General features: G+C 72.0%; 26 protein-coding genes. 12 read left to right on the top strand and 14 right to left on the bottom strand.

What is annotated here, in order from left to right; translation table 11 throughout:
* Nucleotides 1-57: 57 nt before the first annotated feature.
* Nucleotides 58-591, bottom strand: coding sequence for a peptidylprolyl isomerase (locus HCK04_RS21480; RefSeq protein WP_142649166.1), 534 nt, complete (start codon nt 589-591; stop codon nt 58-60).
* A 152-nt stretch (nt 592-743) separates the two neighbouring features.
* On the opposite strand from HCK04_RS21480, the gene HCK04_RS21475 reads away from it, so the two are divergent.
* On the top strand, nt 744-1,232 hold the full coding sequence (locus HCK04_RS21475; protein ID WP_142649165.1) for a hypothetical protein: 489 nt from the start codon (nt 744-746) through the stop codon (nt 1,230-1,232).
* Nucleotides 1,233-1,448: 216 nt separating this feature from the next.
* On the opposite strand, the gene HCK04_RS21470 is transcribed toward HCK04_RS21475, so the two are convergent.
* From HCK04_RS21470 to HCK04_RS21450, 5 genes are all read right to left on the bottom strand, one after another.
* Entirely contained in the window at nt 1,449-3,719 is a 2,271-nt protein-coding gene (locus tag HCK04_RS21470) for an ATP-binding domain-containing protein (RefSeq protein ID WP_142649164.1), read from the bottom strand.
* Nucleotides 3,720-4,184: 465 nt separating this feature from the next.
* Nucleotides 4,185-5,360, bottom strand: a complete 1,176-nt coding sequence (locus tag HCK04_RS21465; protein WP_142649163.1) for a zinc-dependent alcohol dehydrogenase — start codon at nt 5,358-5,360, stop codon at nt 4,185-4,187.
* Nucleotides 5,357-5,827 (bottom strand): hypothetical protein, encoded by a 471-nt coding sequence (locus HCK04_RS42610; RefSeq protein WP_142649162.1) that lies wholly within the window; start codon nt 5,825-5,827, stop codon nt 5,357-5,359. Before HCK04_RS42610 ends, HCK04_RS21465 begins: the two co-directional genes overlap by 4 nt.
* Before the next feature lie 120 nt (nt 5,828-5,947).
* Nucleotides 5,948-6,331: an STAS domain-containing protein gene (locus tag HCK04_RS21455; RefSeq protein WP_142649161.1), complete on the bottom strand. Its 384-nt coding sequence runs from the start codon at nt 6,329-6,331 to the stop codon at nt 5,948-5,950.
* The gene (locus tag HCK04_RS21450) at nt 6,331-7,833 is read right to left on the bottom strand and encodes a SpoIIE family protein phosphatase (RefSeq protein WP_168066142.1); all 1,503 of its coding nucleotides are present in this window, start codon (nt 7,831-7,833) and stop codon (nt 6,331-6,333) included. The genes HCK04_RS21455 and HCK04_RS21450 overlap by 1 nt, the downstream gene beginning before the upstream one ends.
* A 271-nt stretch (nt 7,834-8,104) precedes the next feature.
* Here HCK04_RS21450 and HCK04_RS21445 point away from each other — a divergent pair, with 271 nt between their 5' ends.
* Entirely contained in the window at nt 8,105-8,335 is a 231-nt protein-coding gene (locus HCK04_RS21445; RefSeq protein ID WP_142649159.1) for a hypothetical protein, read from the top strand.
* On the opposite strand, the gene HCK04_RS21440 is transcribed toward HCK04_RS21445, so the two are convergent.
* Nucleotides 8,316-8,537: a hypothetical protein gene (locus HCK04_RS21440; RefSeq protein ID WP_168066140.1), complete on the bottom strand. Its 222-nt coding sequence runs from the start codon at nt 8,535-8,537 to the stop codon at nt 8,316-8,318. The two genes, HCK04_RS21445 and HCK04_RS21440, sit on opposite strands and share 20 nt — an antisense overlap.
* A gap of 35 nt (nt 8,538-8,572) precedes the next feature.
* On the opposite strand from HCK04_RS21440, the gene HCK04_RS21435 reads away from it, so the two are divergent.
* From HCK04_RS21435 to HCK04_RS21420, 4 genes are all read left to right on the top strand, one after another.
* Complete coding sequence (locus tag HCK04_RS21435) at nt 8,573-9,565, top strand: glycerophosphodiester phosphodiesterase family protein (protein WP_240971656.1); 993 nt, start codon at nt 8,573-8,575, stop codon at nt 9,563-9,565.
* A gap of 315 nt (nt 9,566-9,880) precedes the next feature.
* Complete coding sequence (locus HCK04_RS21430; RefSeq protein ID WP_142649158.1) at nt 9,881-11,140, top strand: MFS transporter; 1,260 nt, start codon at nt 9,881-9,883, stop codon at nt 11,138-11,140.
* A gap of 152 nt (nt 11,141-11,292) precedes the next feature.
* A complete protein-coding gene (locus tag HCK04_RS21425) occupies nt 11,293-11,871 on the top strand; it encodes a sigma-70 family RNA polymerase sigma factor (protein WP_185949008.1) in 579 nt (192 codons plus the stop codon).
* Between the two features lie 2 nt (nt 11,872-11,873).
* A complete protein-coding gene (locus HCK04_RS21420) occupies nt 11,874-12,941 on the top strand; it encodes an LCP family protein (protein WP_142649156.1) in 1,068 nt (355 codons plus the stop codon).
* Between the two features lie 33 nt (nt 12,942-12,974).
* On the opposite strand, the gene thrS is transcribed toward HCK04_RS21420, so the two are convergent.
* Together thrS and HCK04_RS21410 are read right to left on the bottom strand one after the other, a co-directional pair.
* Nucleotides 12,975-14,222, bottom strand: coding sequence for a threonine--tRNA ligase (thrS, locus tag HCK04_RS21415; RefSeq protein ID WP_142649155.1), 1,248 nt, complete (start codon nt 14,220-14,222; stop codon nt 12,975-12,977).
* Between the two features lie 234 nt (nt 14,223-14,456).
* Nucleotides 14,457-15,347: a LysR substrate-binding domain-containing protein gene (locus tag HCK04_RS21410; protein ID WP_142649154.1), complete on the bottom strand. Its 891-nt coding sequence runs from the start codon at nt 15,345-15,347 to the stop codon at nt 14,457-14,459.
* Nucleotides 15,348-15,488: 141 nt separating this feature from the next.
* On the opposite strand from HCK04_RS21410, the gene HCK04_RS21405 reads away from it, so the two are divergent.
* From HCK04_RS21405 to HCK04_RS21390, 4 genes are all read left to right on the top strand, one after another.
* Nucleotides 15,489-16,040 carry a YceI family protein gene (locus tag HCK04_RS21405; protein WP_142649153.1) on the top strand — a complete coding sequence of 184 codons (552 nt, stop codon included), beginning with the start codon at nt 15,489-15,491 and terminating at the stop codon, nt 16,038-16,040.
* 66 nt (nt 16,041-16,106) lie between these two features.
* Entirely contained in the window at nt 16,107-16,841 is a 735-nt protein-coding gene (locus HCK04_RS21400; RefSeq protein WP_142649152.1) for a CPBP family intramembrane glutamic endopeptidase, read from the top strand.
* A gap of 31 nt (nt 16,842-16,872) precedes the next feature.
* Nucleotides 16,873-17,226 (top strand): PadR family transcriptional regulator, encoded by a 354-nt coding sequence (locus tag HCK04_RS21395; protein WP_142649234.1) that lies wholly within the window; start codon nt 16,873-16,875, stop codon nt 17,224-17,226.
* Nucleotides 17,223-17,927 (top strand): hypothetical protein, encoded by a 705-nt coding sequence (locus HCK04_RS21390; protein ID WP_142649151.1) that lies wholly within the window; start codon nt 17,223-17,225, stop codon nt 17,925-17,927. The genes HCK04_RS21395 and HCK04_RS21390 overlap by 4 nt, the downstream gene beginning before the upstream one ends.
* 30 nt (nt 17,928-17,957) lie before the next feature.
* On the opposite strand, the gene HCK04_RS21385 is transcribed toward HCK04_RS21390, so the two are convergent.
* Nucleotides 17,958-19,094: a serine hydrolase domain-containing protein gene (locus HCK04_RS21385; protein ID WP_142649150.1), complete on the bottom strand. Its 1,137-nt coding sequence runs from the start codon at nt 19,092-19,094 to the stop codon at nt 17,958-17,960.
* Between the two features lie 239 nt (nt 19,095-19,333).
* Between HCK04_RS21385 and HCK04_RS21380 the strand changes: the two genes are divergently transcribed.
* Together HCK04_RS21380 and HCK04_RS21375 are read left to right on the top strand one after the other, a co-directional pair.
* Nucleotides 19,334-20,068, top strand: a complete 735-nt coding sequence (locus HCK04_RS21380) for a helix-turn-helix domain-containing protein (protein ID WP_142649233.1) — start codon at nt 19,334-19,336, stop codon at nt 20,066-20,068.
* Nucleotides 20,069-20,195: 127 nt separating this feature from the next.
* Complete coding sequence (locus HCK04_RS21375) at nt 20,196-21,398, top strand: methyltransferase (RefSeq protein ID WP_142649149.1); 1,203 nt, start codon at nt 20,196-20,198, stop codon at nt 21,396-21,398.
* Between the two features lie 76 nt (nt 21,399-21,474).
* On the opposite strand, the gene HCK04_RS21370 is transcribed toward HCK04_RS21375, so the two are convergent.
* From HCK04_RS21370 to HCK04_RS21355, 4 genes are read right to left on the bottom strand one after another with little or no spacing between them, the layout of a single operon-like run.
* The gene (locus tag HCK04_RS21370) at nt 21,475-22,338 is read right to left on the bottom strand and encodes a DUF72 domain-containing protein (RefSeq protein ID WP_142649148.1); all 864 of its coding nucleotides are present in this window, start codon (nt 22,336-22,338) and stop codon (nt 21,475-21,477) included.
* A gap of 28 nt (nt 22,339-22,366) precedes the next feature.
* Nucleotides 22,367-23,308: a DUF4380 domain-containing protein gene (locus tag HCK04_RS21365; RefSeq protein WP_142649147.1), complete on the bottom strand. Its 942-nt coding sequence runs from the start codon at nt 23,306-23,308 to the stop codon at nt 22,367-22,369.
* Nucleotides 23,308-24,375: a zinc-binding dehydrogenase gene (locus tag HCK04_RS21360; RefSeq protein ID WP_205830536.1), complete on the bottom strand. Its 1,068-nt coding sequence runs from the start codon at nt 24,373-24,375 to the stop codon at nt 23,308-23,310. Before HCK04_RS21360 ends, HCK04_RS21365 begins: the two co-directional genes overlap by 1 nt.
* Nucleotides 24,372-25,379, bottom strand: a complete 1,008-nt coding sequence (locus tag HCK04_RS21355) for an ABC transporter permease (protein WP_142649146.1) — start codon at nt 25,377-25,379, stop codon at nt 24,372-24,374. The genes HCK04_RS21360 and HCK04_RS21355 overlap by 4 nt, the downstream gene beginning before the upstream one ends.
* Nucleotides 25,380-25,381 lie beyond the last annotated feature (2 nt).

Below are 25,381 nucleotides of genomic sequence, written 5' to 3'. Positions count from 1 at the left end.
CCCCGGCCGCGTGTTCGCGGGGGCCGGGGCGTCTCCAGAGCGCCGGACGGAGCGGCGTCAGGACCGCTCGATGGTGACCTCTTCGAGGACCACGTCGTTCACGGGCCTGTCGTTGCGGCCGGTGGGGGTCTTGGCGATCGCGTCGACCACCTCGGTGCCCTCGATCACCTCACCGAAGATCGTGTGGCCCTGGTTGAGGTGCGGCTGCGGGCTCACCGTGATGAAGAACTGGGAGCCGTTGGTGCCCTTGCCGAACCGCTTGCCCGCGTTCGCCATGGCGAGCAGGTAGGGCCGGTTGAACTGGTTCTCCGGGTGGATCTCGTCGTCGAAGCTGTAGCCGGGGCCGCCGACGCCCTGCCCGAGCGGGTCGCCGCCCTGGATCATGAAGCCGTTGATGACACGGTGGAAGATCGTGCCGTCGTAGAGCTTGGTGTTGGTCTGCTTCTCACCGGTCTCCGGGTGGGTCCACTCCCGGGTGCCCTCGGCGAGCTCGACGAAGTTGCGCACGGTCTTCGGCGCCTTGTTGGGGAAAAGCTGGACGCGGATCGTGCCGTGGTTCGTGCGCAGATTCGCGATGAGGTTGTCAGCCACGAGGGCCGCCCCCTTTGGTTGCTCGTGTTAGTTGTCCGGTGAACAGGGTATCGAGCATGCCTTCAAGCACCGTTCGTGATTGAGCCACAACCATCCGGGAAGGGGTCGTTCCGGGGCCCCGTCGATTGGGGAGGTTGATCGTGTCCCTGACAATGAACAGAAGGCGTCGCGCCGAGGTGGTCATCCCACAGACGTGGCTGACCAGGATGAAAGACCAGGCGATGAAGGCCAGTGGGCGGATGAGTCCGGTGGCGGAGAGCGCACGCGATCTCGCGTCGCACCGGCTCGAGGACGCCAGGGTCTGGGCGGCGCCGAAGCTCGACCAGGCGGCGCAGTCGGTCGAGGAGCAGATCGCTCCGATCGTGAGCGCGTTCCTGGCCGAGTTGGCCCGCAGGATCGACGTGACCAGCACCAGGAAGCCCCGCCGGCGCTGGCCCGTCGTCGCGCTGCTCGGCGGCGTCGCCATCGGCGCGGTCGGTGTGGCGATGTATCGGAACAACGCCCAGCGCTGGACCGAGACCATGCGGGAGAGCATGCGGCACACCGGCTCCGACGCCAGCAAGTGGGTCGGAGACAAGGCCGAGGACGCCGGTGAGAAGGCCGACAAGGCCGCCGACGAGATCTCGGGAAAAATGCCTTAGCACGTCCCTCACAGCCACCCGGCACGGCCGGCGTTCCCCCAACGCCGGCCGTGCTGTGTCTCCCGCGTCGCTCATCGGGGCGCTGTGATCCGCCGGGGTCGCGCCGAGGGCGCGTGATGAACGCCTCCCTCGTCGCGCCTGGTCGGCGTGTTCGTTCGCCTCGCTTTGCTCGGCTGCCCGGGACGCCCTCAGGCCGGGTCTTCCCTCGTCGCGTGTCTAGGGGGCCGGGGCCTCCAGGCGGTGCAGTACGGCGGGGAGGCGGTCCTCGTAGACCACGGTGAGCCGCCGGGTCGCCCGGGTGATGGCGACATAGAGGTCCTGGCCGCCCTGCGGCGACTGACGCAGGATGCCCTCGGGGTCCACGACCACCACGGCGTCGAACTCCAGGCCCTTCGAGCCGCGTACGGTGAGGACGGCCACGGGGCTGTCCAGGGGATCGACCGCCTCGGGGAACAGCGCGGCGACCTCCGCGTGCCGGGCGTCCGGCGCGACGACGCCGACCCGCCCCTCCCCGATCTCGCGCAGCTCCGACTCCACCAGCAGCCGCAGGTCGGTGCCGTCCGCGGGCACGGCGCGGGGGCGGGCGCCGCCGGACCTGACCGACTCGGGCGGCTCCTCCCCGGGCGCGACGGCCCGCAGCACGTCGGCGGCGACCTCCATGATCTCGGCCGGTGTCCGGTAGTTGACCAGCAGGCGCTCCTCCCGCCAGCGTCCCTTCACGTACGGGTCGAGCATCTCGCCCCACGACCGCGCGCCCGCCGCCGAGCCGGTCTGGGCGATGTCGCCGACGACCGTCAGGGAGCGGGCCGGGACCCGCCGCATCACCGTCCGCCAGGCCATCGCCGACAGCTCCTGCGCCTCGTCCACGATCACGTGCCCGTACGCCCAGGTGCGGTCGCGGCCGGCCCGGTCGGCCGTCGTCACGTACGGCCCGTCGTCGCGGTTGCGGCCGGCCAGCAGGGCCGCGTCGAGCACCGGATCGACGTCGGTGATCGTCAGGACCTCCCGCGCGTACAGTTCCTCCTCGCGGCGCTCGTCCTCCGCGCGGCGACGCCGGGCCCCCGCCCCGTAGTCGTACGCGCCGAGCAGCTCGGCGGCCTCGTCGAGCAGGGGGACGTCGCCGACCGTCCACGGCGCCTCGCGGGGCCGCAGCAGGAGCGCCAGCTCCTCCTCCGTGAGGTGGGGCACGGCCGCCGCGCGCAGCCGTTCCTCGTCCGACAGGAGCTCGCGGACGAGCCGCTCGGGAGTGATCTCCGTCCACAGGGCGTCGAGCGCGTCGCGCACCGACCGGTGCTCCCACAGGGTGGTGGCGGCATACTCCAGGTCGCCGTCCTCAAGCGGCCGGTCGAGCCGCTCCGCCTCGTCCCACGCGAGCGCCCGCAGCATCTCGTCCACGAACGTCCAGCGGGCGATGTTGTGCTGCCGCCGCAGGCCGCGGGCGCGGTCGCGGGCCCGCAGGCACGTGGCGTGGTCGACCCGCAGCGTCATCTCCTCGACCACGACCTCCACGCCGCCGCGCACCGACGTGCGGACGGGGATCTTCACCTCCAGGTCGCCCTCGGGCACCCGCTCGCGGTCGCGGACCGCCCCCTCGATCACCTCGGCCATGCGCGGGTCGCCCTTGACGACCGCGACGGCCGGCTCGTCCTCGGCGGTGGCCCGCACCCCGGGGTGGAGCCCGCCCATGCTCGTCAGCACCACCTGCGTCTCGCCCAGCGCGGGCAGCACCTGGCTGATGTAGCGGGAGAACGTCGCGTTGGGGCCGATGACGAGCACGCCGCGCCGTTCCAGCGTGTCGCGGTAGGTGTAGAGCAGGTACGCCGCCCGGTGCAGCGCGGCGACGGTCTTGCCCGTGCCCGGCCCGCCCTGCACGACGAGCGCCCCCGCCAGGCCCGAGCGGATCACCCGGTCCTGCTCGCGCTGGATGGTGGCGACGACCTCGCCCATGCGTCCGGTGCGGCCACGGCGCAGCGCCGCGAGCAGCGCGGCCTCGCCGACGAGCGTACGGCGGTCTCCGTCGGCCATCCGGTCGAGGTCGAAGACCTCGTCGTCGATGCCCACGACCTCGCGATATCGGGTGTGCAGGTGGCGGCGGCGTACGAGCGGGCCCGGGTCGCCGGGGGTGGCGACGTAGAAGGGGCGGGCGGCGGGGGCCCGCCAGTCGACGAGCACGGACGTGTGATCGTCGTCGCGCAGCCCGATGCGGCCGACGTAGAGGGTCTCGCCCTCGGCGTCGTCGACGCGCCCGAAGCACAGGCCGCGTTCGACGGCCGACAGTTGCGCGAGGCGGCGGGCATGTTCGGCCGCCGCCGCCTCCCGTTCCACGACGGCCTGCCGGGTGCCCGTGCCGCCCCGGGCCAGGACTTCCCGCATGCCGCGCTCGGCCCGTTCCCGGGCGACGTCGAGGCGGCCGTACAGCATGGAGACGTAGGACTGTTCGATCCGCAGGGCCTCGGCGCGAGCGGACTTGGATTGACGGTCACCCATTCCTGTGATAAACTCCTAGTGAGAGCGTCTGACTTTCAGATGATCGGGAATCTCTCACTATACGGCACTCGCGCTTCTGTGGCGTGTTCATGCCTGCGTCCGCTCCGGTAGGAGTGGACTTTTTGTTTTTCACGGGACTTTTGTGGCTGAAGTGAGTGAAGTCGCGTCTTTCCTGGGTAACCGGGAAGCGGCGCGATCGGCGGGACGCATTGCCACATTCCATCCGAATCCGCATCGCGCCATGGTCAACCGTCGCGCGGCGCGGGACGTCTTTGGAAACAAGGAGGCCCGGATGGACGTCCTCGAGAGCCTCGTGGACGACGAGCTCCGCCTGGAGCTCGTCCTCATCGAGGCACTGCATCACGAGGCGGAACGGCTGGCCGCCCCGGCCGTCCGCTGAGATCAGCGCCCGCCGCCTCACAGGGAGGCGGCGGGCGCCCTCTCACGCGCCAGGCCGACGGAGCGTCAGGCCCAGGGGCGGAAGACGGCGCGGACGCAGCCGTCCTTCTTGTGCTTGAACAGCTCGTAGCCCTTGGGCCCCTCGTCGAGCGTCATGACGTGCGTCGCGAGGTAGGAGGTCTTCAGGTCCCCCTTCGCGATGCGGTCGAGAAGCTTCGGGATGAACCGCTGGCCGTGCTGCTGCGCGCCGCGCAGCGTGAGGCCCTTGTTCATCAGCGCGCCGAGCGGGAACTTGTCCACGAAGCCGGCGAAGACCCCCAGCACGAACACCGAGCCGCCCGTGCGGCAGGCGTGGATCGCCTCCCGCACCGCGATCGGGCGGTCCTGCTCCAGGCGGAGCTGCTGCTTGATCCCGTCGTAGACGCGCTGGATCCCGGTGCTGTCGGCTTCCATGCCGACGGCCTCGACGCACACGTCCGGGCCCCGGCCGCCGGTGCGTTCGCGCAGCTCGGCCGTGACGTCGGTGCTCGTGTAGTCGATCACCTCGCAGCCGACGTGGCGGGCGGTCATGGCCAGCCGTTCCGGATAGCGGTCGATCGCGATGACCCGCTCGGCGCCGAGGAGCATGGCGGCCCGGGCGGCCATCTGACCGACACCGCCGCACCCCCACACCGCGACCACGTCTCCCGGCTTCACGCCGCCGAGCTCCGCGCCCATCCAGCCCGTCGGGGCCGCGTCGGAGGCGAACAGGGCGTCGAGGTCCGAGACGCCCTCGGGGATGGTGAACGCGTTGTAGTCCACGAAGGGCACCCGGATGTACTCGGCGTGGCTGCCCCGGAAGCCGCCCATCGCATGGGAGTAGCCGTAGATGCCGGCGGTCGTGCCGCCCCACATGAGGTCCGTGATGCCCGGCGAGGGGTTGCTGTTCTCGCACAGCGACCACTCGTCGTGACGACAGGCCCAGCAGCGGCCGCATCCGATGATCGAGCAGACCACCACCCGGTCGCCCGGCCGGTGCCGGCTCACCTCGGGGCCGACATCGACGATCTCGCCGATGAACTCGTGCCCGATGACGTCGCCGGCCCGCATGGCCGGGATGTAGCCGCCGAGCAGGTGAAGGTCGGAGCCGCAGGTGGTGCTCGCCGTGACCTTCACGATCGCGTCCTGGGCGTTGAGGATCGCGGGGTCGGGCACCTGCTCGACCGACAGCTCGTTCACGCCCTGCCAGCACAGCGCCTTCACAGCCGCCCTCCTTCCGCCGCGCGTCCCAGCGCCATGTCGAGGACCTTGCCCGGCAGGGTCGGCCGGGTCGTCTCCATCTCCTCGTCCGAACGCAGCACGTCGCCGGTCTCCAGCAGCGACTTCGTCTCGCGCAACGCCGTACGGATCTCGGTGCGGGGGTCCTCCCCGCCACGCAGCCGGGCGAGGGTGCCGGGCCGCTGTGCCCTGGGCCGGGCGTAGAGTTCGGTCCCCCGGTCGCCGGGTGCCCGGTTCATCCGCACCTCGGCGTCCATCCGGCCCAGCGGCTCGGGCAGATGCCCGCCCGGGGCGACCTCGTCCGGCGGACGGTTGATCGTGATGCCCAGCCAGCGGCTGGACTCCAGCGGGTCCTTCGCCGCGCCCGGCACCCGGCCACGCGAGGCCGCCCATCGCGCCATCCCCAGGCCGGCGGCCGCGAGCGCCGCCGCTCCGGCAACGAGACGTTTCATGGCTTCGCCCCTTCCACGGCCGACTTCCTCGGGTGCTACCCCCGCTCATGGGCTCTATCCCGCCCACGGCGGGCATGTGATGAGGAGTTGGACGCCAGGTGACGATCCACGACAAAGCGGCTATTCGGCGTCGCGGGCCGGCGCGGCGGCGAGGGCGTCCACGACGGTGGGGAAGACCGGGATGTGGGACGCCAGCCCGGTGATCCACAACGCGCGGGCCGCGCCGCGCTCGACCGCGACGAGGCCCAGCCAGCCTCCCTCGTCCAGCGCCCGCTTCCAGCGGGTGACCAGCAGCCCTGTCGCCCTGGAGTCGAGGAAGCCCAGTTCGAGCAGGTTCACCACCAGGTATGGCCCGAACTGGGCGAACGCCTTGTCGAAGAACTCGGTGGCCTGTTCGTGCGTGGTGAAGTCGAGCGTCCCCCGCACCGTCAGCACCCCGATGCTTCCGCTGCTCTCGGCGGCGAACGTGGTCTCGGCTGTCGAGAGGTCAGGAAGATCGGACATCAGAACACTTCCAAGGAGTTCGGCAGAATGCGCGCGACCAGGATGCAGGTGTCGTCGCCGGTGTTGCTCGGGGCCAGGGCCTCCATGACCGCCGCCACACGAGCCTGCGGTGGCACCCTTGACACGGTCTCGGCGACCGCCGCGCTGAGGATGTCGAGGCCTTCGAACAGGTCGCGGCCCGGACGTTCGATGAGGCCGTCGGTGAACATGAGGAGCAGGTCCTCGGGCTCAAGCCGCATCTCGGCGCAGCTGTAGCTCACGTCCTCGAAGACGCCGAGCAGCACGCCGGGGTGCAGCAGCCGGTGCACCCCGTTTCCTCTGACGAGCAGCATGGGCGGGTGGCCCGCGTGGGTCCACGTCAGTGTGCGGTCCTTCGTGCGGTAGTGGGCCACGACGGACGTCGCCAGCACGTCGGGCCGCATCCGCCTGAGCAGCCGGTTCAGCGCCACGAGGATCTGCGCCGGATCGTGGTCGGCGAAGGCCAGCCCCGTGATCGCGTGCCGCAGCTTGGCCATGGCGGAGGCGGCGGCCAGGCCGTGCCCGGCGACGTCGCCCACGGCCAGCAGTGCCTCGCCGTGATCGAGATGGATCGCCTGATACCAGTCGCCGCCCAGCGGCGCCGTCTCGGCGGGAAAGTAGCGCACGCCGATCTGCAGGCCGGGCACGGCGTCCTGCATCGGCAGGATGATGCTCTGCAGCCGCGCGGTGACCTGCGACTCCTCCTCCAGCCGCTGGGTGACCTCGGCGAGCTCGTCGGCCGTACGGCGCCAGTCGGTCACGTCCTGCACGACGCCGTGGATCTCGACGGGCTGTCCGCTCACATCCCTGGTGACCTCGGCCGTGGCCCTGATGTGCCGATATTCGCCGTCGACGTCGATGCGGATCTCGAACTCGTGCGGCCCGCCGCTGCCGCTCAGCGTCGTCAGCGCGTGCTCCACGATCGGGACGTCGTCGGGGTGGGCGATCTCGCGGTAGTGCTCCAGCGCGAACGGCCCGTCGGCCGGGTCACGGCCGTGGATGACGTAGAGCTGGTCGGACCATTCGGCCTCGCCGGTGATCAGGCTCCAGTGCCCCCAGCCGAGGTGTCCCAGGCGCTCGGTGTGGAGCAGCCGGGCCGACAGGCGCTCCTCCCTGTCTCGGCGGACCCAGGAGACGAGAAGGCCGCCGTGCAGCCGGGCCAGGCGCACACCGTAGGCGGACAGATGAGGCACGCCGTCCTCGTCCTCGCGGTGCACGTAGGGATCGATGTCCTCGGGCTCCCCGGTCTCCATGACGCGGAGGTAGGCGTCCCACAGCGGGGAGCCTGCGACGCTCGGATACGCCTCGAGCACGCGCAGGCCGACGAGCTCCTTGCCGGTCCTGTCGTGGATGTCCCTGGCGTCGGGACTGGCCGCGCACACCTCGAAGTCGAGGGTCGCCCCGGCCTCCTGATCGCCGATGGGGACCAGCCACACGCCCTGGAGCGCGATCGCGTCGAGCACGCCCTGCACCAGGCCGATCATGGTTGCGAGGGCCGTTTCGTCTCCCTCGAGGCCGCTCACAGGGCCGAGCCGCGTCACGCGATCACCTCCGCCCATGGGCCACCTTTCGCGAGGTATCCGCAAGAGCGGACGGTCGGGAGGATCGCTCTTGCGCTGCCGACGAGGCTACCCTCCGCCCTTCAGGATAGGCACCGGATGCCCCGCGTTCTCCCTCGCGAGGCGCTGCCCGTCCCTGGGCACATCCACCTTCGACTTCAAGGATCTTTACGGGCTTTTTACCCTTCTCGGGTTCGTGGTCGAGCACAGCCCGGCCTGGCTGCTCCCGCTGGTCACCGCGAACGTCATCGACGCGCTCGTCCGGCACGCGCCCGTCGCCGACCTGCTGACACTGCGCTCCGCGCTGTGCCGCAGGATGCAGCACCTGTCGATCGGCTCCAGGCCGCCCAGCTCGTCTGAGCCGTTCCCTGTAGTCGTCAAGAATCCCCATAGCCGTCCAGAAAGGATCACCGTCCGCGCGGCATGAGCAGCATGATCCCCGGAGGGCCGCTCACAATGCGCTCGTCGGCCGTGGTCCAGCACGACGCGGGCGGGCGCACGACGCGGGCGGGCACGACGCGGGCGGGCACGACGCGGGCGGGCACGACGCGGGCGGGCACGGCGCGGGCGGGCACGGCGCGGGCGGGCACGGCGCGGGCGGGCGCACGGCGCGGGCGGCGAGCGGGCATAGGAGCGGGCGGCGAGTGGGCAGGGAGGGCGAGCGATGACCAGGGCAACGCTGAAAGCCACGCCTGCCCTCGTGGTCGCACGGGCCCGCACAGCCGCACGGGCCCTCGTAGAGGCGATGGGTGTACTCGTGGTCCCCACGGCGCTCGTCGTCACCCGGGCCTTCGTGGTCGCAGCGGGTGTACTCGTGGTCGCCGCGGCGCTCGTCGTCACCCGGGCCTCCGTGGTCGCGGTGCGGGTATTCGTGATCGCGATGGCGCTCGTGGTCGCGATGACCGCCACGCCCGCACTCGCGCAGGCGGAGGAGCCGCCGCCGTGTCCGCTGGTGATCGGCCACGGCGGCTACCCGAAGAGCACCGGCGCCAAGGCCAAGGACCTGATCCGCCAGCCCAACGTGCTGCGGGCGGTCGACGACCAGGCCTCGTGGGGCGCCGACGGCGTAGAGGCCGACGTACAGCTCACCCGGCGCGGCACGAAGGCCGTCATGTGGCACAACAGGACGACCAACGGGCTGACCGGCCCCCTGCAGGAGATCCGCGAGATCGGGTGGGCCGAGGGACCCGGCAACCTGCGCGACCGCCGGATCGCCCGCGGGCCGTACGCGGGTGAGCGGGTGCCGACCCTGCGGGAGTGGCTCGATCACGTCCGCGCCCGAGGGCTGCTCGCGCTGCTGGAGATCAAGAAGTCCGTCGCGCCCGTGCTCGCCGACCCGGTGCACGGCGCCGCCGCCTGGCGGGAGATCATCGATCCCATCGTCGAACGGCAGGACGCGCAGCCGATCCTCGTCTACTCACGTGACAAGTGGATCAAGGCGGAGCTCGCCGAACGGCTGCCGGACCACCTGCGTGGTTCGGCGGCGAAGTGGACCGACGGCGTCAAGTGGGACGAGCCGCCGCCTCCCTGGCAGCTCAACGAACCGCGATGGCAGGCCGTGCTCGACGAGGCTGCCAACAGCGTGATGACCAGCCACACCGCGGACTACCGCGCCTGGCTCGACGGCAGGTGCCACCGCTATACCAAAGACGTCTGACCGGGAACGGCGACGCCGGGCGCGCTCACTACGGCCGGGCGGGGACGCGCTGCGGGCGGGGACGGTCACGCACGCTGGCCGTCCAGCGAGGCCCCAGGCCCAGCCGATGCGCCGCGCTCGTCGTCCAGCGACCCGGGATCGCCACACCCGTACGGCGAGATCCCGGGGCTGACCGATGCGCCGCGCCCGGGCGTAAATGAGGTGACGGGCGCGGGCGGGGACGGCACGATGAAGTGTCGGCCTTTCTGGGTCGCTTTCTTTTGTCGCCTTCCTTTCCACGCTCCACGTCATTCCACGTCCTCCGGAGTTGTCCCCATGCCTGGCCTCAACCGTGATCTCGGCCTGCTCAGGGATCGGCGGTTCGCCCTGCTGCTGGTCGCCCGGACGATCTCCGTACTCGGCACGGCCTTCGCGCCGGTCGCCCTCGCCTTCGGCGTGCTCGGCCTGCCGGGCGCGACCGCCAAGACACTGTCCGCCGTGCTCACCGCCGAGGCGCTGCCGATGGTGCTGTTCATGCTCGTCGGCGGGGTGATCGCGGACCGGCTGCCGCGCAACCGGGTCATGATGGCGGGGGAGTCGCTCAACGCGGCGGCGTACTTCTGCCTGGGCGCGATGATGCTCACGGGCTGGACGCCGCTCCCCGCCCTCGTGACCGCGAGCGCGGTGAGCGGGGTCGCCTCCGCGGTCCTGTTCCCCGCCCTCACCGGGATCATCCCGGACGTGGTGCCGGCCGACCGGTTGCAGACCGCGAACGCGCTGCTTGGCCTGGGACAGAACATCTCCCGCGTCGCCGGCCTCGTGCTGAGCGGCGCGGCCGTGGTCCTGCTGGGAGGCGGGTGGGCGCTGGCGGCCAGCGGGGCGATGTTCGCCGTGGCCGCCGTGCTGATCGCGCTGCTGCGCCTCACGCCCGCCGAGCGCGCGGCCGGCGGCGGGCACTCGGTGCTGGCCGACCTGCGGGACGGCTGGCGCGAGTTCGTCTCGCGGCAGTGGCTGTGGGTGGTCGTCGCCCAGTTCTCGATTCTGGTCATGGCGCTGCAGGCCGCCCACGGCGTGCTCGGGCCGCTGGTCGCCAAGCAGTCGCTGGGCGGGGCGCCCGCCTGGTCGGCCGTCCTCGCGGGCGAGGCCGTCGGCACGATCGTCGGGGTGGTCGTCACGCTGCGCCTGCGACCCCGGCGGCCCATCCTGCTCGGCACGCTCTTCACGCTGCCCACGGCTTTGCCGTACGTGCTGCTGGGCATCGACGCGCCGTTGTGGACGGTCGTGGGCGGGGCGTTCGTGATGGGGGTGTGCTTCGACATCTTCGGCGTGCTGTGGCAGACCACGATGCAGCGCGAGATCCCGCCCGAGTCGCTGTCGCGTGTGAGCTCCTACGACGCGCTCGGGTCCCTGATGTTCGGGCCGCTCGGCCTGCTGCTGGCCGGGCCGGTGGCCATCGCGGTGGGGCCTCGGCCGGCGCTGGTCGCCTGCGGGGCGATCATCATCCTGGTCACGCTGGCCGCGCTGCTCGCCCCGGGCGTACGCGGTCTGCGGGTCACCGGCGACGAGCCCGCGAGCGTGCCGGCCGCGTCGCACTGACGGCCGCTCGCCGGCCCGGACGCCGCGCGGCGGGCCGCAGGCGTACCGGCCGGGGCCGTCCATGCCGTGAACCCGGAACGCGGCGAGTGGCGAGACATGGCTGTCCGTTCCCCCACGAAGGGTCAGGCCGGCTCGATGCCATGGTGTCGTCGATGATTCCCCTTGCCACTCCACGCCTGGACTCGGATCTGATCGCCGAGTCCAGGGCGCGGCCCGAGGCGTTCGCGGCGCTGTTCGACCGCTACGCCTCGATGCTCTACCGCTACGTGTCCCGCCGCCTCGGCCCCGAGGTCGCCGAGGACCTGGTGGGCGAGACGTTCCTGGTGGCGTTCCGGCGCCGGGACCGTTACGACCTGACCCGCCCCGACGCCCGTCCCTGGCTGTTCGGCATCGTCAGCAAGCTGGTCTCCCGGCACCACCGTGACGAGGCCGCCCGCTATCGGGCGCTCACCCGCAGCCCGCTCGACGACGTCGCGGAGTCCCCCGCCGAGCGCGTCGAGGACGGCGTGCGCGCGACGGCCGTACGCCCGCTGCTGGCCGCCGCGCTGGCGCGCCTGCCGAAGGGCGACCGCGACGTCCTGCTGCTCATCGCGTGGGCCGACCTGACGTACGAGGAGGTGGCGCAGGCCCTCGGCATCCCCGTGGGCACCGTGCGTTCACGTCTCAACCGGGCGCGTCGCAAGGTGCGCGAGGCGCTCGGCCACACCAATCCGCTGCGGGACGAGGAGTAGCCATGGACGACCTCACGATGCTCCGCGACCTCGGCCGCGACCTCGACCTCGAACATGAGCCCCCGGCAGGGCTCGCGCGCCGGCGGAGCCGCCTGCTCGACGAGGCGGCGGGCGGGCGCCGCCGGCGCCCGACGTGGTTCACCGGCGGACGCCGGGCGGGCTGGATCGCCCTGGCGGCGGTCGCCGTGGTCACCGCCGCGCTGGTTGTGCTGCCGACCGTGCTGCTGCGCGGGACGACCGGCGCGCACACCGTGGCGCCGCCCGCGGGAGACCGTCCTCCCAAGAAGGGCGAGGCCCTGACCGTGCTGCTCCTCGGCTCCGACCGGCGCCCGACGTCCGCACGCGTCGGCGACCTGGGCGAGCGCAGCGACCTCATGGTCCTCCTGCGGCTGTCCGCCGACCGGAAGCAGGCGACGGCCGTCAGCCTGCCCCGGGACTCCATGGTCCGGATCCCGCAGTGCCGGTCGGCCGACGGCCGGACCATCGCCGCACATGAGGACATGATCAACCAGGCGTATGCGATCGGCGGCCTGACCTGCGCGTGGAAGACCGTGGAGACCGCCACGGGCGTGCGCGTCGACCACGCCGTCGCCGTCCGTTACGACGGGCTGGCGAAGCTGGTCGACGCGCTCGGCGGCGTGGAGGTCACCCTCCCCCGTGCCGTGGACGACCCCAGGTCGAAGCTCAGGCTGCCGGCCGGCCGCTCGGTGGTCGACGGCGAGACCGCCGTGGCGTACGCGCGCCTGCGCTATGTGGGCGACGGCTCCGACATCGCCCGCATCAAGCGGAACATGGCCCTGATGCAGGCGATGCTCAAGAAGGTCTCGCGTATCGACACCCCCGCCGCCCTGTCCGCTCTCGTCCGCGTGGCCGCGACGTCCGTCACCACGGACGCGGGTCTGGACCTGGACACCATGCTCGCGCTGGCGGAGGACGTGCGACGGGCCGGCACCCGGGTCACGGCCCTGACCGTGCCCTGGCGGCCCTACGAGAAGGACCCGAACCGGATCGAGTGGAAGCAGCCCGACGCCGCGCGCCTGTTCGCCCGGCTCACCGGCGACGGAGGCTGACCGCACCGGCGTCGTCAGCCTCGCCGGTGCACGTCAGGCCCGCTGGACGGCCGGCTCCCACAGGGCGGTGGTGCGGGCCGCGACGAGGTCGCCGATGCGGGCCAGCGCCTCGGCGGCGGGCATCGCGTCGAGGGCACGGCCGTCGCGCAGGCGCAGCGCGATCTCGTCGCCCGCGGCCTCCTTCGCACCGATCACGGCCTGGTAGGGCGCCAGCCGGGCGGCCCGGACGCGGGCGCCCAGGCTGCCGTGCTCGGGCCCGGAGACCTCCGCCCGCAGGCCCAGCTCGGCGCAGCGCCGTACGAGCGCCTCGGCCCGGGGCAGCTCGGCCTCGGTCACCGGCAGGACCACCACCTGGGTGGGGGCGAGCCAGGCCGGGAAGGCGCCGCCGTACACCTCGATGAGGTGCGCCACGGCCCGCTCGACGCTGCCGATGATGCTGCGGTGGACCATGACCGGTCGGTGCCTGCCGCCGTCCGGGCCGATGTAGTGCAGGTCGAACTGCTCGGGCTGGTGGAAGTCGACCTGCACGGTGGACAGGGTGGCCTCCCGTCCCGCACCGTCGGCGATCTGCACGTCGATCTTCGGGCCGTAGAACGCCGCCTCGCCCTCGACCGCCTCGTACGGCAGGCCGGAGCGGTCGAGGACGTCGGTCAGCATGGCGGTCGCCCGCCGCCACATCTCGGGGGCGGCGACGTACTTGCCGCCGGCCCCGGGCAGGGACAGCCGGTAGCGGACCGGGCGGATGCCGAGGGCGGCGTAGGCGCGCCCGATCATCTCCAGTGCCCCGGCGGCCTCGGCGGCGACCTGGTCGAGGGTGCAGAAGATGTGCGCGTCGTTGAGCTGGATCGCCCGCACGCGGGTGAGCCCGCCGAGCACGCCCGACAGCTCGGAGCGGTACATGCCGCCCAGCTCGGCGACGCGCAGCGGCAGCTCGCGATAGCTGTGCGAGCGCGAGCGGTAGATCAGCGCGTGGTGGGGGCACAGGCTCGGCCGCAGCACGACCTGCTCTCCCCCGAGGTCCATGGGCGGGAACATGTCGTCGCTGTAGTGCGACCAGTGCCCGGAGATCTCGTACAGCTCCCGTTTGCCGAGCACGGGGGAGTACACGTGCCGGTAGCCCGCGCGCCGTTCGGCGTCGCGGATGTACTCCTCCAGGGTGTGGCGGATCACGGCTCCGTCGGGCAGCCAATAAGGCAGCCCCGAGCCGATCAGCGGGTCGGTGTCGAACAGGCCGAGCTCGCGGCCCAGCTTGCGGTGGTCGTGCATCGGGTGGTCGTGCATCGCGGTCTCCTCGCGGTTCGTGTGCGGCGAGGCGAGTGACCGGACGACGAAGCCCCGGGGCACTCGCCCCGGGGCTTCGTCGAAAGTACGTGTCAGCGCGCCGGGACGGTCTCCGGCGTCGTCGTCAGGCAGGCGCGCTTCATGCCGCGAACGCTAGCACAGCCGTTGATCGTCTCTGAACCACTTTCTCACCGCTTTCTCACCGCGCGGCGGACCGCGTTCCCGTCGCCGCTCTCACAGCGAGATGGGGCCGAGGTCGGCGGCGGTCTGCGCCAGCACGTGGATCGCGGGGTTGTCGGCGGTGGAGCGCCATGTCAGGGCCCAGTGGAGGGCGGGGGCGTCGTGGATGGGCAGGAACACGACTCCGGGAGGTCTGTTGTAGCGGGCGGCGATCTCGCCCAGCGGGTGGACGCACTGCCCGGAGGCCACCAGGGAAAGGATCTCGTGGAAAGTCCGCGCCGCGGGCCCGCGCGGGATACGGCGGCCGAGCGGTGTACGCGTGGGGACCATGGACTCGACCCAATACTCGGGGGCGCCGGGGCCGAGGTCGACGACATGGTTGTCGGCGAGGTCCTCCAGGGACGCGGTGCCGCGCCCGGCGAGCGGATGGTCCGCCGGCACGGCCAGCACGCGGCCCCCGGTGAGCACGGTCGGGCCGACCGTGAGGTCCGGTTCGGCGATGGGCAACCACAGCACGTTCACGTCGTGCTCTCCGGTGCGCAGGGCGGTGAACGGGTCGCTGCCGTAGATCTCGCCGAACTGGACGTCGCCGCCCGGGCAGCGGGCGCGGAACGCGTCGACGAGGGGGCGCAGTTCGTGCGCGGCATGACCGAACACGCCCAGCCGCAAGGTCTGACCCGTGCGCAGACCGGCCGCCTCGGCCCGGGCGAGCCCCGCCTTGATCAGGTCGAGGGCCTGCTGGAGGTCTTCCCGGAGGCGCCGGCCCACAGGGGTCAGCGCCACCCGCCGGCTGGTGCGATCGAACAGGGCCACGCCGAGGCGCCGTTCCTGCTTGCTGATGGCCTGGCTGACGCGGGCCTGGGACACGTGAAGCCGTTCCGCCGTGCGGCCGAAGTGCAACTCCTCCGCCAGCGTGAGGAAGATCTCGATGTCGCGCAGCTCCACTGATAACCCCACTGTTATGGATCGCCCCGCGAATCGTACATTGTTCCGCCGCTGACGTGCCTTGATGCTGGACACACCACACCACCGGAGAGGCGGCAGGCGAAGGATCACCGCCTCCCCTTTTCCCCAGGAGCGACCAGCGTGACAACCGCGGCTCTGACCGGCGACTACACCCTCGACATCGCCCGCACCCGGATCGGCTTCGTCGCCCGGCACACGATCGGTCCCAAGGTGCGCGGGTGGTTCGAGGAGTTCGAGGGCCGCGCGCACCTGGACGGCGACGACCCGGCCAAGTCGAACGTCGAGCTCACGATCCAGGCCGGCAGCATCCAGACCCGCAATGCGCAACGCGACGAGATGCTGCGCGGCAGGTTTCTGAACCTGGCCGCCCACCCGACCATCACCTTCGTCTCGACCGCGGCACGGCAGACCGGCGCGACCACCTTCGAAGTCACCGGTGACCTGACCATCCGCGGCGTGACCAAGCCGGTCACCGTGGTCCTCGAACGGATCGGCGCCGAGCACGACCCGCAGGGCGGTGTCCGGGTTCGTTTCACGGGCGGCGCCACGATCAACCGCAAGGACTGGGGTGTCGCCTCGATCGCCGCCGCGGGCCTGGTCGGCAAGAAGGTGGTGCTGGAGTTCGATGTCGCCGCGGTCCGGCGGATCTCTGACCCATCGCGATCCGAATAGGTTGCATTCCTAACTAGCTCGCCTTATCGTCTAGATCGCCAACATGGCTAAGAAGGGCGGCGATCCATGGACATCTCTGCGAGCTTCTCGACCCCGGGCCTGCTCCTGGCGGGCGCGCTGGCCGCCTATCTGGCCTTCGCCGCCCCCGTGCTGGGCAAGCGTCAGTACGACCGGCTGGCGCGACTCCGCGACCACGACCCCGGGGCGCTGGTGCGGGCGTACCGGCAGTGGATCGCCGAGGAGTGGGCCTGGGTCGCCGTGACGGCGCTGGTCCTGGTGCTGTCGCCGGGGGTCGGCCTCGCGGATCTGGGCTTCGCGATGCCGAGCCACTTCGGCACGGTCGCCCCGGCGGTCGCCGGCATGGCGGGGGCCTTCGTGATCAGCATCGTGACGGCGCGACGGCTGGCCCGCTCCGGCCGGAGCATGCCCGGTCTGGAGGGTGTGCGGGAGCTGCTGCCGCGCACGTCCGCCGAGCGGTGGCACGCCCTCGCGATGTCGGTGACCGCCGGTGTCTGCGAAGAGATCGTCTACCGTGGCCTGCTCATCGCGCTCGGCGTCGGCGCGCTGGGTCTGAACACCACCGTGGCCGCCGCCCTGGCCCTGGCGGTCTTCGTGGTGGGCCACCTCTACCAGGGATGGACGAGCATGCTCGGGGTGGCCATCGCCGGTTGCGTGTTCACCGCCCTCTACCTCACCACCGGCAGCCTCCTGCTGCCGATCCTGATGCACGCCCTGATGGACATCAGGGGCCTCGTGTTCACGCCACGGCCCGCCCCGAAGACGGTCGGTCACGCGGTCTAGATAGTGGTCCTACCGTGCGAGGATGAAGCACATGGCGACCGACCGCCGCGCGAGCTGGCTCAAGGGCGTCCTCGACCTGCTGGTGCTGGCCAGCCTGACGGAGGGCGAGAACTACGGCTACGAGATCGCCAAGATGCTCGCCGGTTCGGGGCTCGGGCAGATCCGGGGAGGCACGCTCTATCCCGTGCTCAACCGCCTGGAGGAGGCGGGCCTGGTGTCGGCCGAGTTCCGGGTGACCGAGCGCGGGCCGGGCCGGCGTTACTACCGGCTGACCGAGCAGGGCAGGCGGACGCTGGCCGAGCAGGGCCGCCTTTGGCTGGCGTTCGACGAGTCCGTACGCACGATGCTGGCCTCGGGAGGGCTGGCCACGGGAGGGCTGAAGTGAGCGCCTACCTCGACGAGCTGCGGGCCCTGTTACGCGAGGGCGGCGTGCCCGCCGATCAGGTCGAGGCCACCATCGCCGACCTGGCGTCGTACGTCGCGGAGACCGGCGGCGACCCGGAGGAGGAGTTCGGGCCGGTGGGCGAGTTCGCCGGGCAGTTGCTGGCGGCGCGAGCGCCCGAGGCCGACGCGACGGACGCCACCGAGTGGCGGTGGACCGCCGACATCTTCACCGACCGTCAGATGCTGGCCCGGCTCGGCGACCAGGGCTGGGAGATCGACCGGGTCGACCACATCGGCAGGTTCGTCAGCCACCGCGACCCGGAACGGCCGCAGCGGTGGGAGTATCGCCGGGAACTGTCGATCGGCGGCTCCGCACTGGCCGCCCGCCTGGCGCCCGAGGGCTGGGAGCCCTGCGGCACCTGGGTGTACTACCGGTATTTCAAGCGGCCCAAAGCCGCCAGCGTGGGACCTGCCGCGCAGCTCGACTCCCCGCCCGCGGCGCCCACCCGCAGCGTCTTCTTCAGCCGGCGGTTCTATCTCGTGCTGGCCGTGGCCCTGCTCGCCGTGATCGTGCCCGCGATCCTGTGGGAGCCGTCGGACGGCGACGAGCCGGGCTTCCTCGCCGGCATGGCCGTCGGGGGCGTCGTCGCGATCGCCGCCCTGACGGCGATGTGGCTCTGGACGGCCCGCCGCCGTCCCTGAGCCCACCGCCGGGCCCTCCGCCCCGGGTGCTCAGCGCGTCTGCCGGGCCGGCTCGGCCGCCTCGGCCGATCCGGCCCGCCCGTCGCCGAACACCTCGGCGACGAGGCGCTGCGTCGCCTGCTGGAACGCCACTCCCATGGACATCGTGGCGTCGTCCACATAGTTCAGGGCGGCGGTCAGGGTCGTGCTGCCGTCGGGCGTGCTGTACATCAGCGCCGCGTGACCCGCCATGCCGCCGTTGTGCGTGATGACGGTTCCGCCGCCCGGCCTCTCCTGGACGAACACCCCCAGGCCGTACCCGGCCTTCGTCTCGGGCGTGCACATCTCGGCCAGCAGCCCGGCCGGCAGCAGCCTGCCGCCCAGCAGTGCGGAGATGAACGTGTGCAGGTCGCGGGTGGTGGAGATCATGTCGCCGCCGGAGGAGATCCAGGACGGGTTGTGGCGGGTGACGTCGACCGTCCGGGTCTGGCCGTCCTCCTCATATCGGTAGTAGGCGTGGGCGTGCGGCTCGGGGATCCCGGTCTCGACGGCCGGCTGAATGGTGCCGGTCAGGTCGAGCGGTCCCAGGATCAGCCGCTGCATCTCCTCGGCGACCGAGCAGCCGGTGACCTTCTCGATCAGCAGTCTGGCCAGCACGTAGTTGGTGTTGGAGTAGCTCCAATCGGTGCCCGGCTCGAACCGTGCGGGCTTGGACAACGCCAGCCGGACCAGTTCCTCCGGCCGGTAGGTGCGGAACCGGTTGTCCACCCATTCCCTGCCCGCGGGGGTGGCGGGGATCCCCGAAACGAACGTGCCGTCCTCGAAGTACTCGCCGGTGAAGTTGAACACCCCGCTGGTGTGCTGCAGCAGCATCCGCACCGTGATCCGCCGGTCCAGCCCGAACTCGGGCAGATAGTCGTCCACCGCGGTGTCCAGCCCGAGTTTGCCCTCGGCCACCAGTTGCAGCACCACCGTGGCGGTGAAGGTCTTGGTGTTGCTGCCGATCCGGACGTGCCCGTCGATCGGCGGCTCTTCGATCCCGCCCAGCTCGCGCAGCCCGGCGCTGCCGGTCCACTCGCCGTGCTCGTCGTGCACCCGCAGCGTCACCCCGACGAAACCGGAATCGACCATCTCCTCGATGATCTTCTGCAGCTCCGGGCGGCCCTGGCCGGTGAGAGTGACGGACATGGTGGGGCTCCTTCAGGTCGGCGATGAGTCGGACGCTCGTTTCGTACACCGGAAACGCTACGTTGCGTTTCCAACTACTGCAACTTGATTCTTGCGTTGTAGACCAATAATCGCAGTTCACAGCCATAGAATCGTTGCAATGGTTCTGAAGTCAACGCAACATAGCTTCGCTCGTTCGTTGCAACCGATAGAAAGTGAACGCTATGGTGGAGGGGCCACAGACCACGGAGGAGACCGCGATGCCGGGAGGCAGGCTCACCCAGCAGGACCGCCAGCAGATCGCGCTGGGACTGGCCGACGGCCTCGCCTACGCGGAGATCGCCAGAGGACTCGGCCGCCCCACTTCGACGATCACGCGTGAGGTGATGCGAAACGGCGGCCCCACCGCCTACCGCGCCGACCTGGCCCACCGCGCGACCGAACACCGCACCCACCGCCGCAGGAAGACCGCGCCCCGGGAGCCCGGCGCCCCCTCCCAGGCCCACGGACGCGATGCCGAGGCGGTGCGCGAGTACGAGGAGGTGTTGGCCACGGTCTTCATGCAATCGGGCCTGCCCAAGATGACGGCACGGGTGCTGGCCGGCCTCTACACCACCGACGCCGGCAGCCTCAGCGCCTCCCAACTCGCCGGACGCCTTCAGGTCAGCCCGGCGTCCGTCTCCAAGGCGACCACGTTCCTGGAGAGCCAGGGCCTGATCCGCCGGGAACGCGACGAACGCCGCCGCGAGCGCTACGTCGTCGACGACGACGTCTTGTATCAGTCGATGATGGCCAGCGCCCGTGCCACCGCCCACCTCGGCGAGGTCGCACGACAGGGCGTCGGCGTCCTCGGCCCCGGAACCGCGGCCGCCGCCCGTCTGGAGAACATCGCACGCTTCGTCGCCTTCGTCTCCGAGAGCATCGTCCGGGCCGCTGACCAGGCCCGCGAGATCCTCCACACGAAAGTCGAGACGACTTCGGACAGCGCTCCCTGAGCACGCCCGGGTCACGGGTGGACGGCCTCTGCCACCACCGCCGGGACGCCTGTCCCGAGACGTCACGCGCGGCTGATGGGGACTCATCGCACGGACCCGGGCGGAGGGCCCACTAGCCTGAGCGGCGATGGACCGTATGACGACGGCGCGGGGTGATCTCGACCTCGCCCGCTTCCCCGAGGATCCCCGCGACCCGCTCCGCGCGTGGGACGCGGCCGACGCCTACCTGCTGCGGCACCTCGACGAGCGCGAGGGCGGGCCGGTGGACCTGTCCGGGAGCCTGGTCGTGGTGGGCGACCGGTGGGGCGCCCTGTCCACCGCACTGGCCACTGCACTGTCCACCTCACTGGCCACCGCGCTCGCCGCGCAGCGCCCCGTCCACCGTCCCACGCAGATCAGCGACTCGTTCCTCGGGCAGCAGGCCACCCGCGCCAACCTGGAGCGCAACGGCCTCGGCGCGGACGCCGTACGGCTGCGCACGACCAGGGACGCGCCGCCGGACCGGATCGACGTGCTGCTGGTGCGGGTGCCCAAGAGCCTGGCCCTCCTGGAGGACCAGTTGCACCGGCTCGCCCCGCACGTGCACGAGGACACGGTGGTCGTCGGCGCGGGGATGGTCACCGAGATCCACACCTCGACGCTGAAGCTGTTCGAGCGCGTCCTCGGGCCGACGCGGACCTCGCTGGCGGTCAGGAAGGCGCGGCTGATCTTCTGCTCGCCCGATCCCGGGCTGTCGCGCGGCGCGAATCCGTGGCCGCGCAGCTACGCGTTGCCCGCCGATATCGGCGTGCTCTCCGGCCTGACCGTCGTCAACCACGCGGGCGTCTTCTCCGCCGAGCGCCTCGACGCGGGCACCCGCCTCCTGCTCAGCGCCCTGCCCGCGCGTACGGGGCCCGAGCACGTGGTCGACCTCGGCTGCGGCAACGGGGTGATCGGGCTCGCCGCGGCGCTGTCGAACCACGAGGCCGAGGTGACGTTCATCGACGAGTCCTACCAGGCGCTCGCCTCCGCCGAGGCGACCTTCCGGGCGAACGCACCGGACGACGCCGCCGCGCGCTTCGAGGCGGCCGACGGCCTCGCGGGCTTCCCGCCGGGCACCGCCGACCTGGTGCTGAACAACCCGCCGTTCCACACCCATCGGGGCAGGACCGACGCGACCGCCTGGCGCATGTTCAACGGCTCGCGTGCCGCGCTGCGGCGGGGCGGCGAGCTGTGGGTGGTGGGCAACCGCCACCTCGGCTATCACGTGAAGCTGCGCCGGCTCTTCGGCAACTGCACGGTCGTCGCGAGCGACCCCAAGTTCGTCGTGCTCCGCGCCGTCAAGCGCTGACCCCTGCTGTCCGACCCGGCAGCTCCGAACCGGCAGCTCCGAACCGGCAGCTCCGAACCGGCAGCTCCGAACCGGCTCAGAACAGAGTCAGCGGCTCGTCCGGCGTCTCCGGCGCCATGGGCTCGGGCAGCGGCTCCAGGCCGGGCACCTCGGCGCGTACGTCGTCGTGGAAGCGCCGGGCGAGCGTCGGCGCGTCGGCGTTGTCCGGGGTGTGCACGAACACGGTCGGCGAGCGTCCCTCGCGCAGCCATCCGGCGACGGTCTCCACCCAGTGCCGCCAGCCCTCGGCCGTACGCTCCGGGTCGTCGCGGCCGATGTAGCGGACGATCGGGCGGTCGGTGAGGGCGGCGGTCCGCAGCGGCACGCGCGGCTTCTTCGACCAGGCGTCCCGTTCGGCGTCGCTGGTCGGCGGGGTGCGGAACAGCACGGTCGTGTCGAACGGCACCCACTCGGCGCCGGCCACGGCCAGCACCCGCTCAAGCAGCCGCGCGGCCCGGGTGTCCTCGAAGAACGCGCGGTGCCGCACCTCGACGGCGTAGCGGTGGTCGCGGGGAAGCCGGCCGAGGAAGGCCGCGAGCGCCCCGGCGTCCGCCGGGCCGAACGAGCCGGGAAGCTGGATCCACAGCGCGTGGGCGCGCGGGCCCAGCGGCTCGATCGCGTCGAGGAAGGCCCGCAGGTCGTCGTCGGCCCCGGTCAGGCGGCGCTCATGGGTGATCGGCCGGGGCAGCTTGACCACGAAGCGGAAGCCGGGATCGGTCTGCCCCGCCCACGACTCCACCGTGCTCCGCGAGGGGGTGGCGTAGAACGTCGTGTTGCCCTCGACCGCGTTGCACCAGGTGGCGTAGGCGCGCAGCCGCTCCCCCGGAGGAAGCGGGTGCGGCAGGAGACGCCCCTGCCACGGCGCGTGCGTCCACATCGCGCATCCCACATGAAGCCGCATGGCCCCGACGTTATCCGGTCGGGATCACTCAGACGTGCGGGGGCGTCGGCGTCACGGACCAGGTCACGCGGTGGCGCAACACCTCTCCGGGGGCGAGCGAGGTCAGGGGCGACATGGTCTCGGCCTCGACCAGCCGTGCCGTGGGGCGCAGGCCTTCCAGCCCCTCAAGCTCCTCGTCCTTGGGGTACTGCATCCAGATCGCGACCTCGGAGCCCTGGTCGGGGTAGGGCGCGCCCGGCCGCACGTCGAACCGCTGCGTCAGCGTCGCCCCGCCGGGGGCGACCACGGCGAGCCATCCGGCCGTGCCGCCGATGCCGATCTTGCCGACGACGTCGCGCACCGGCACCCGGCCCGCCGAGGGGGAGACCCGCTCCAGGACCGGCGCGCCGTCGGGCGCGAACAGCGTCACCGGCGCCCGGTGGCGGTCGGTCAGCCCGACCCACACCCCGCATCGGGGATCGTCGTGCCCGCAGAACGACTCGGTCTCGAACTGGGTCACCGTCCAGGCCGCCCACCGCACCGGGTGATCGGTGACGTTCTCCAGCTCGCTCTCCACCACGAGGACCGCCTGGTCGGCCTGCATCGTCACCGTGCGGGTGACGGCCAGCCCGGTGCGCGGGTCGTCACCGCTGCGCAGCCGTACGCGCAGGTCGTCGCGCTCCAGCACCGCGTACGCACCGGCGTCGAGCACCGGGTCGGGCGGCCCCGCCCACTCCTCGGGCGACGACCATCCCTGCGGGGCGGGCCAGGTCTTGTCGCCGCCCCAGTTGGCCCAGCTCGCGAACCCGGTGGGGGCGGGCAGCCGCCGCGCGGCGGGGGTGAGCGCGAGCGACGCGTCGAGCAGCTCGGGGTTGCGCCACAGCCACTCGCGGCCCGCGGCGCGCAGCGAGATGATCCGCCCGCCGCGCCCCGGCAGGACGACCGCCTCTCCCCAGGGCGCGGCCAGCGTGATCAGCGGCTCCTCGCTCATCACGCGCGCTGCGCGGGGACCAGGCAGACCTTGCCGGTGCGCCCGGAGTCGGCCAGCCGGTATGCCTCGTCGGCCTGCTCCAGCGGCAACACGTCGGTCACCAGCCGCTGCGGGCTCGCGCCCCACCGCACCAGGCGGAAGGCCAGCTCCTCCATCGCCTGCAGCGAGGTGACCCAGGAGGCGTACAGGGTGAGCTGGCGGTGCAGCAGCAGGTCGGAGACCTCCGTCTCCAACCGGCCGCCCTCGCCCACCAGGGAGACCCGGCCCCACTCGGCCGCGCCCCGGATCGCGACGCTGCGGCCCGCGGCCGAGCCCGAGCAGTCCATCGTCACCGAGCAGCCGCGTCCTTCGGTCGCCTCGTCGAGGGCCTCGGCGACCCCGTCGTCGGCGATCAGGACCTCGTCGAACAGGCCGAGCGACCGGGCGTGCGCGGCGCGCTCGGGCGAGCGCTCCACGCCGAGCACCCGGGTCGCACCGAGCCCTCGGGAGATCATGGCGGCGGCCAGCCCGACCGGCCCGAGACCGACCACGAGCAGGTCGTCGCGCCCGCCGACCCCAGTGCGCAGCAGGCCCTCGTACGCCGTGCCGAACCCGCAGGCGATCAGGGCGCCGTCCACGTAGGACAGCTCGTCGGGCAGCGGCACGGCCGTGCTCTCCTCGACCAGGATGTATTCGGCGTGGCCGCCGTCGCGCTGCCAGCCGTACGCCGACCTGCGCTCGGGGTCGGAGCAGCTGATCATGTGGCCGCGGCGGCAGTTCGGGCACAGCCCGCAGCCGGAGATGTGGTAGACGATCACGCGGTCGCCCACCCCGAACCGGCGGCAGCCCGGCCCGGCCTCCACGACCTGGCCGCTGGGCTCGTGCCCGGCCACGACCCCCTTGTACGCCGCGCCCTCCTGGCCGACGTGGGTCTTGTGCCCCCGGTAGATGTACGACAGGTCGCTGCCGCAGATGCCGGACGCGCCCACGCGTACGAGCAGCTGGCCGGGGCCGGGCGTGGGCACCTCCACGTCGCGGAGCACGGCGGTGAAGTCGCCGGGCAGGTAGACGCCTTTCATGGTGGTCATGCGCTACGGGCTCCGTTCCGCTTGGAGAGCAACACGTTGATCAGCACGGCGCCGACGATGATCACGCCGCGCACCACGTCCTGGAAGAAGGCGTTGACCCCGAGCAGCACGAGGCCGTTGCCGATGACGGTGATGAAGGCGACGCCCAGCAGGGTGCCGAGCAGCGATCCCTTGCCGCCGGCGAGGGAGGTGCCGCCGATCACGACCGCGGCGATCACGTCGAATTCGAGGCCCACCGACGCGCCGCCGTTGCCGGATCCGAGGCGCGCGGCCAGCAGCAGGCCGCTGACCGCGGCGAGCAGGCCGGTCGTGGCGAACAGGATCACCCGGATCCGCGAGACGTTGATGCCCGCGAGGCGGGCGGCCTCGGCGTTGCCGCCGACCGCGAAGACCGAGCGGCCGTACGCCGTGCGGTTGGCCACGAAGAGGAACACGACGAACAGGACGGCCATGATGATGGCCGGGGTCGGGATGCCGAGGATGCTCCCGGCCAGCACGTCGAGGAACCCGTTGGCGTCCAGCGGCACCGGCAGGCCGTCGGTCATGTACTGCGCCAGCCCGCGCAGCGCGCTCCACAGGCCGAGCGTGGCGACGAACGACGGGATGCCCCAGCGGGCGCGCAGGAATCCGGCCCCGGCCCCGAGCAGCAGGCCCACCGCGAGGCAGACCAGTACGGCGAGGGCGAACGGGATGTGCCACTCCCCGGTGGCCTTGGCCAGCAGGACCGACGAGAACGCCACGGCGGGGCCGATGCTGATGTCGATCTCACCGGCCACGATGACGAGGGTCATCGCCCAGGCCACGACGCCGATCGTCGCCGCGTCGCGCAGGATGGCCAGCTGGTTCGTCACGGACAGGAAGCCCGGCGCGGTGGCGGACAGCACCACGAACAGCACCACGATGGCCCCGATGAGCCCGATTTCGTTCAGCCGTTGGGTGTTGCGTTGCCCGCCCCGGGCGTCCGCCTTGGTCGCGGGCGGGCCGGTGGGCGTGGTCGTGCTCATGT

Origin of the sequence: Microbispora sp. CL1-1 (genome assembly GCF_012034195.1) — a bacterium.
Classification (GTDB): Bacteria; Actinomycetota; Actinomycetes; order Streptosporangiales; family Streptosporangiaceae; genus Microbispora.
The sequence above is the reverse complement of the archived record's forward strand: the minus strand, read 5'-3'. Positions and strand labels throughout refer to the sequence as shown.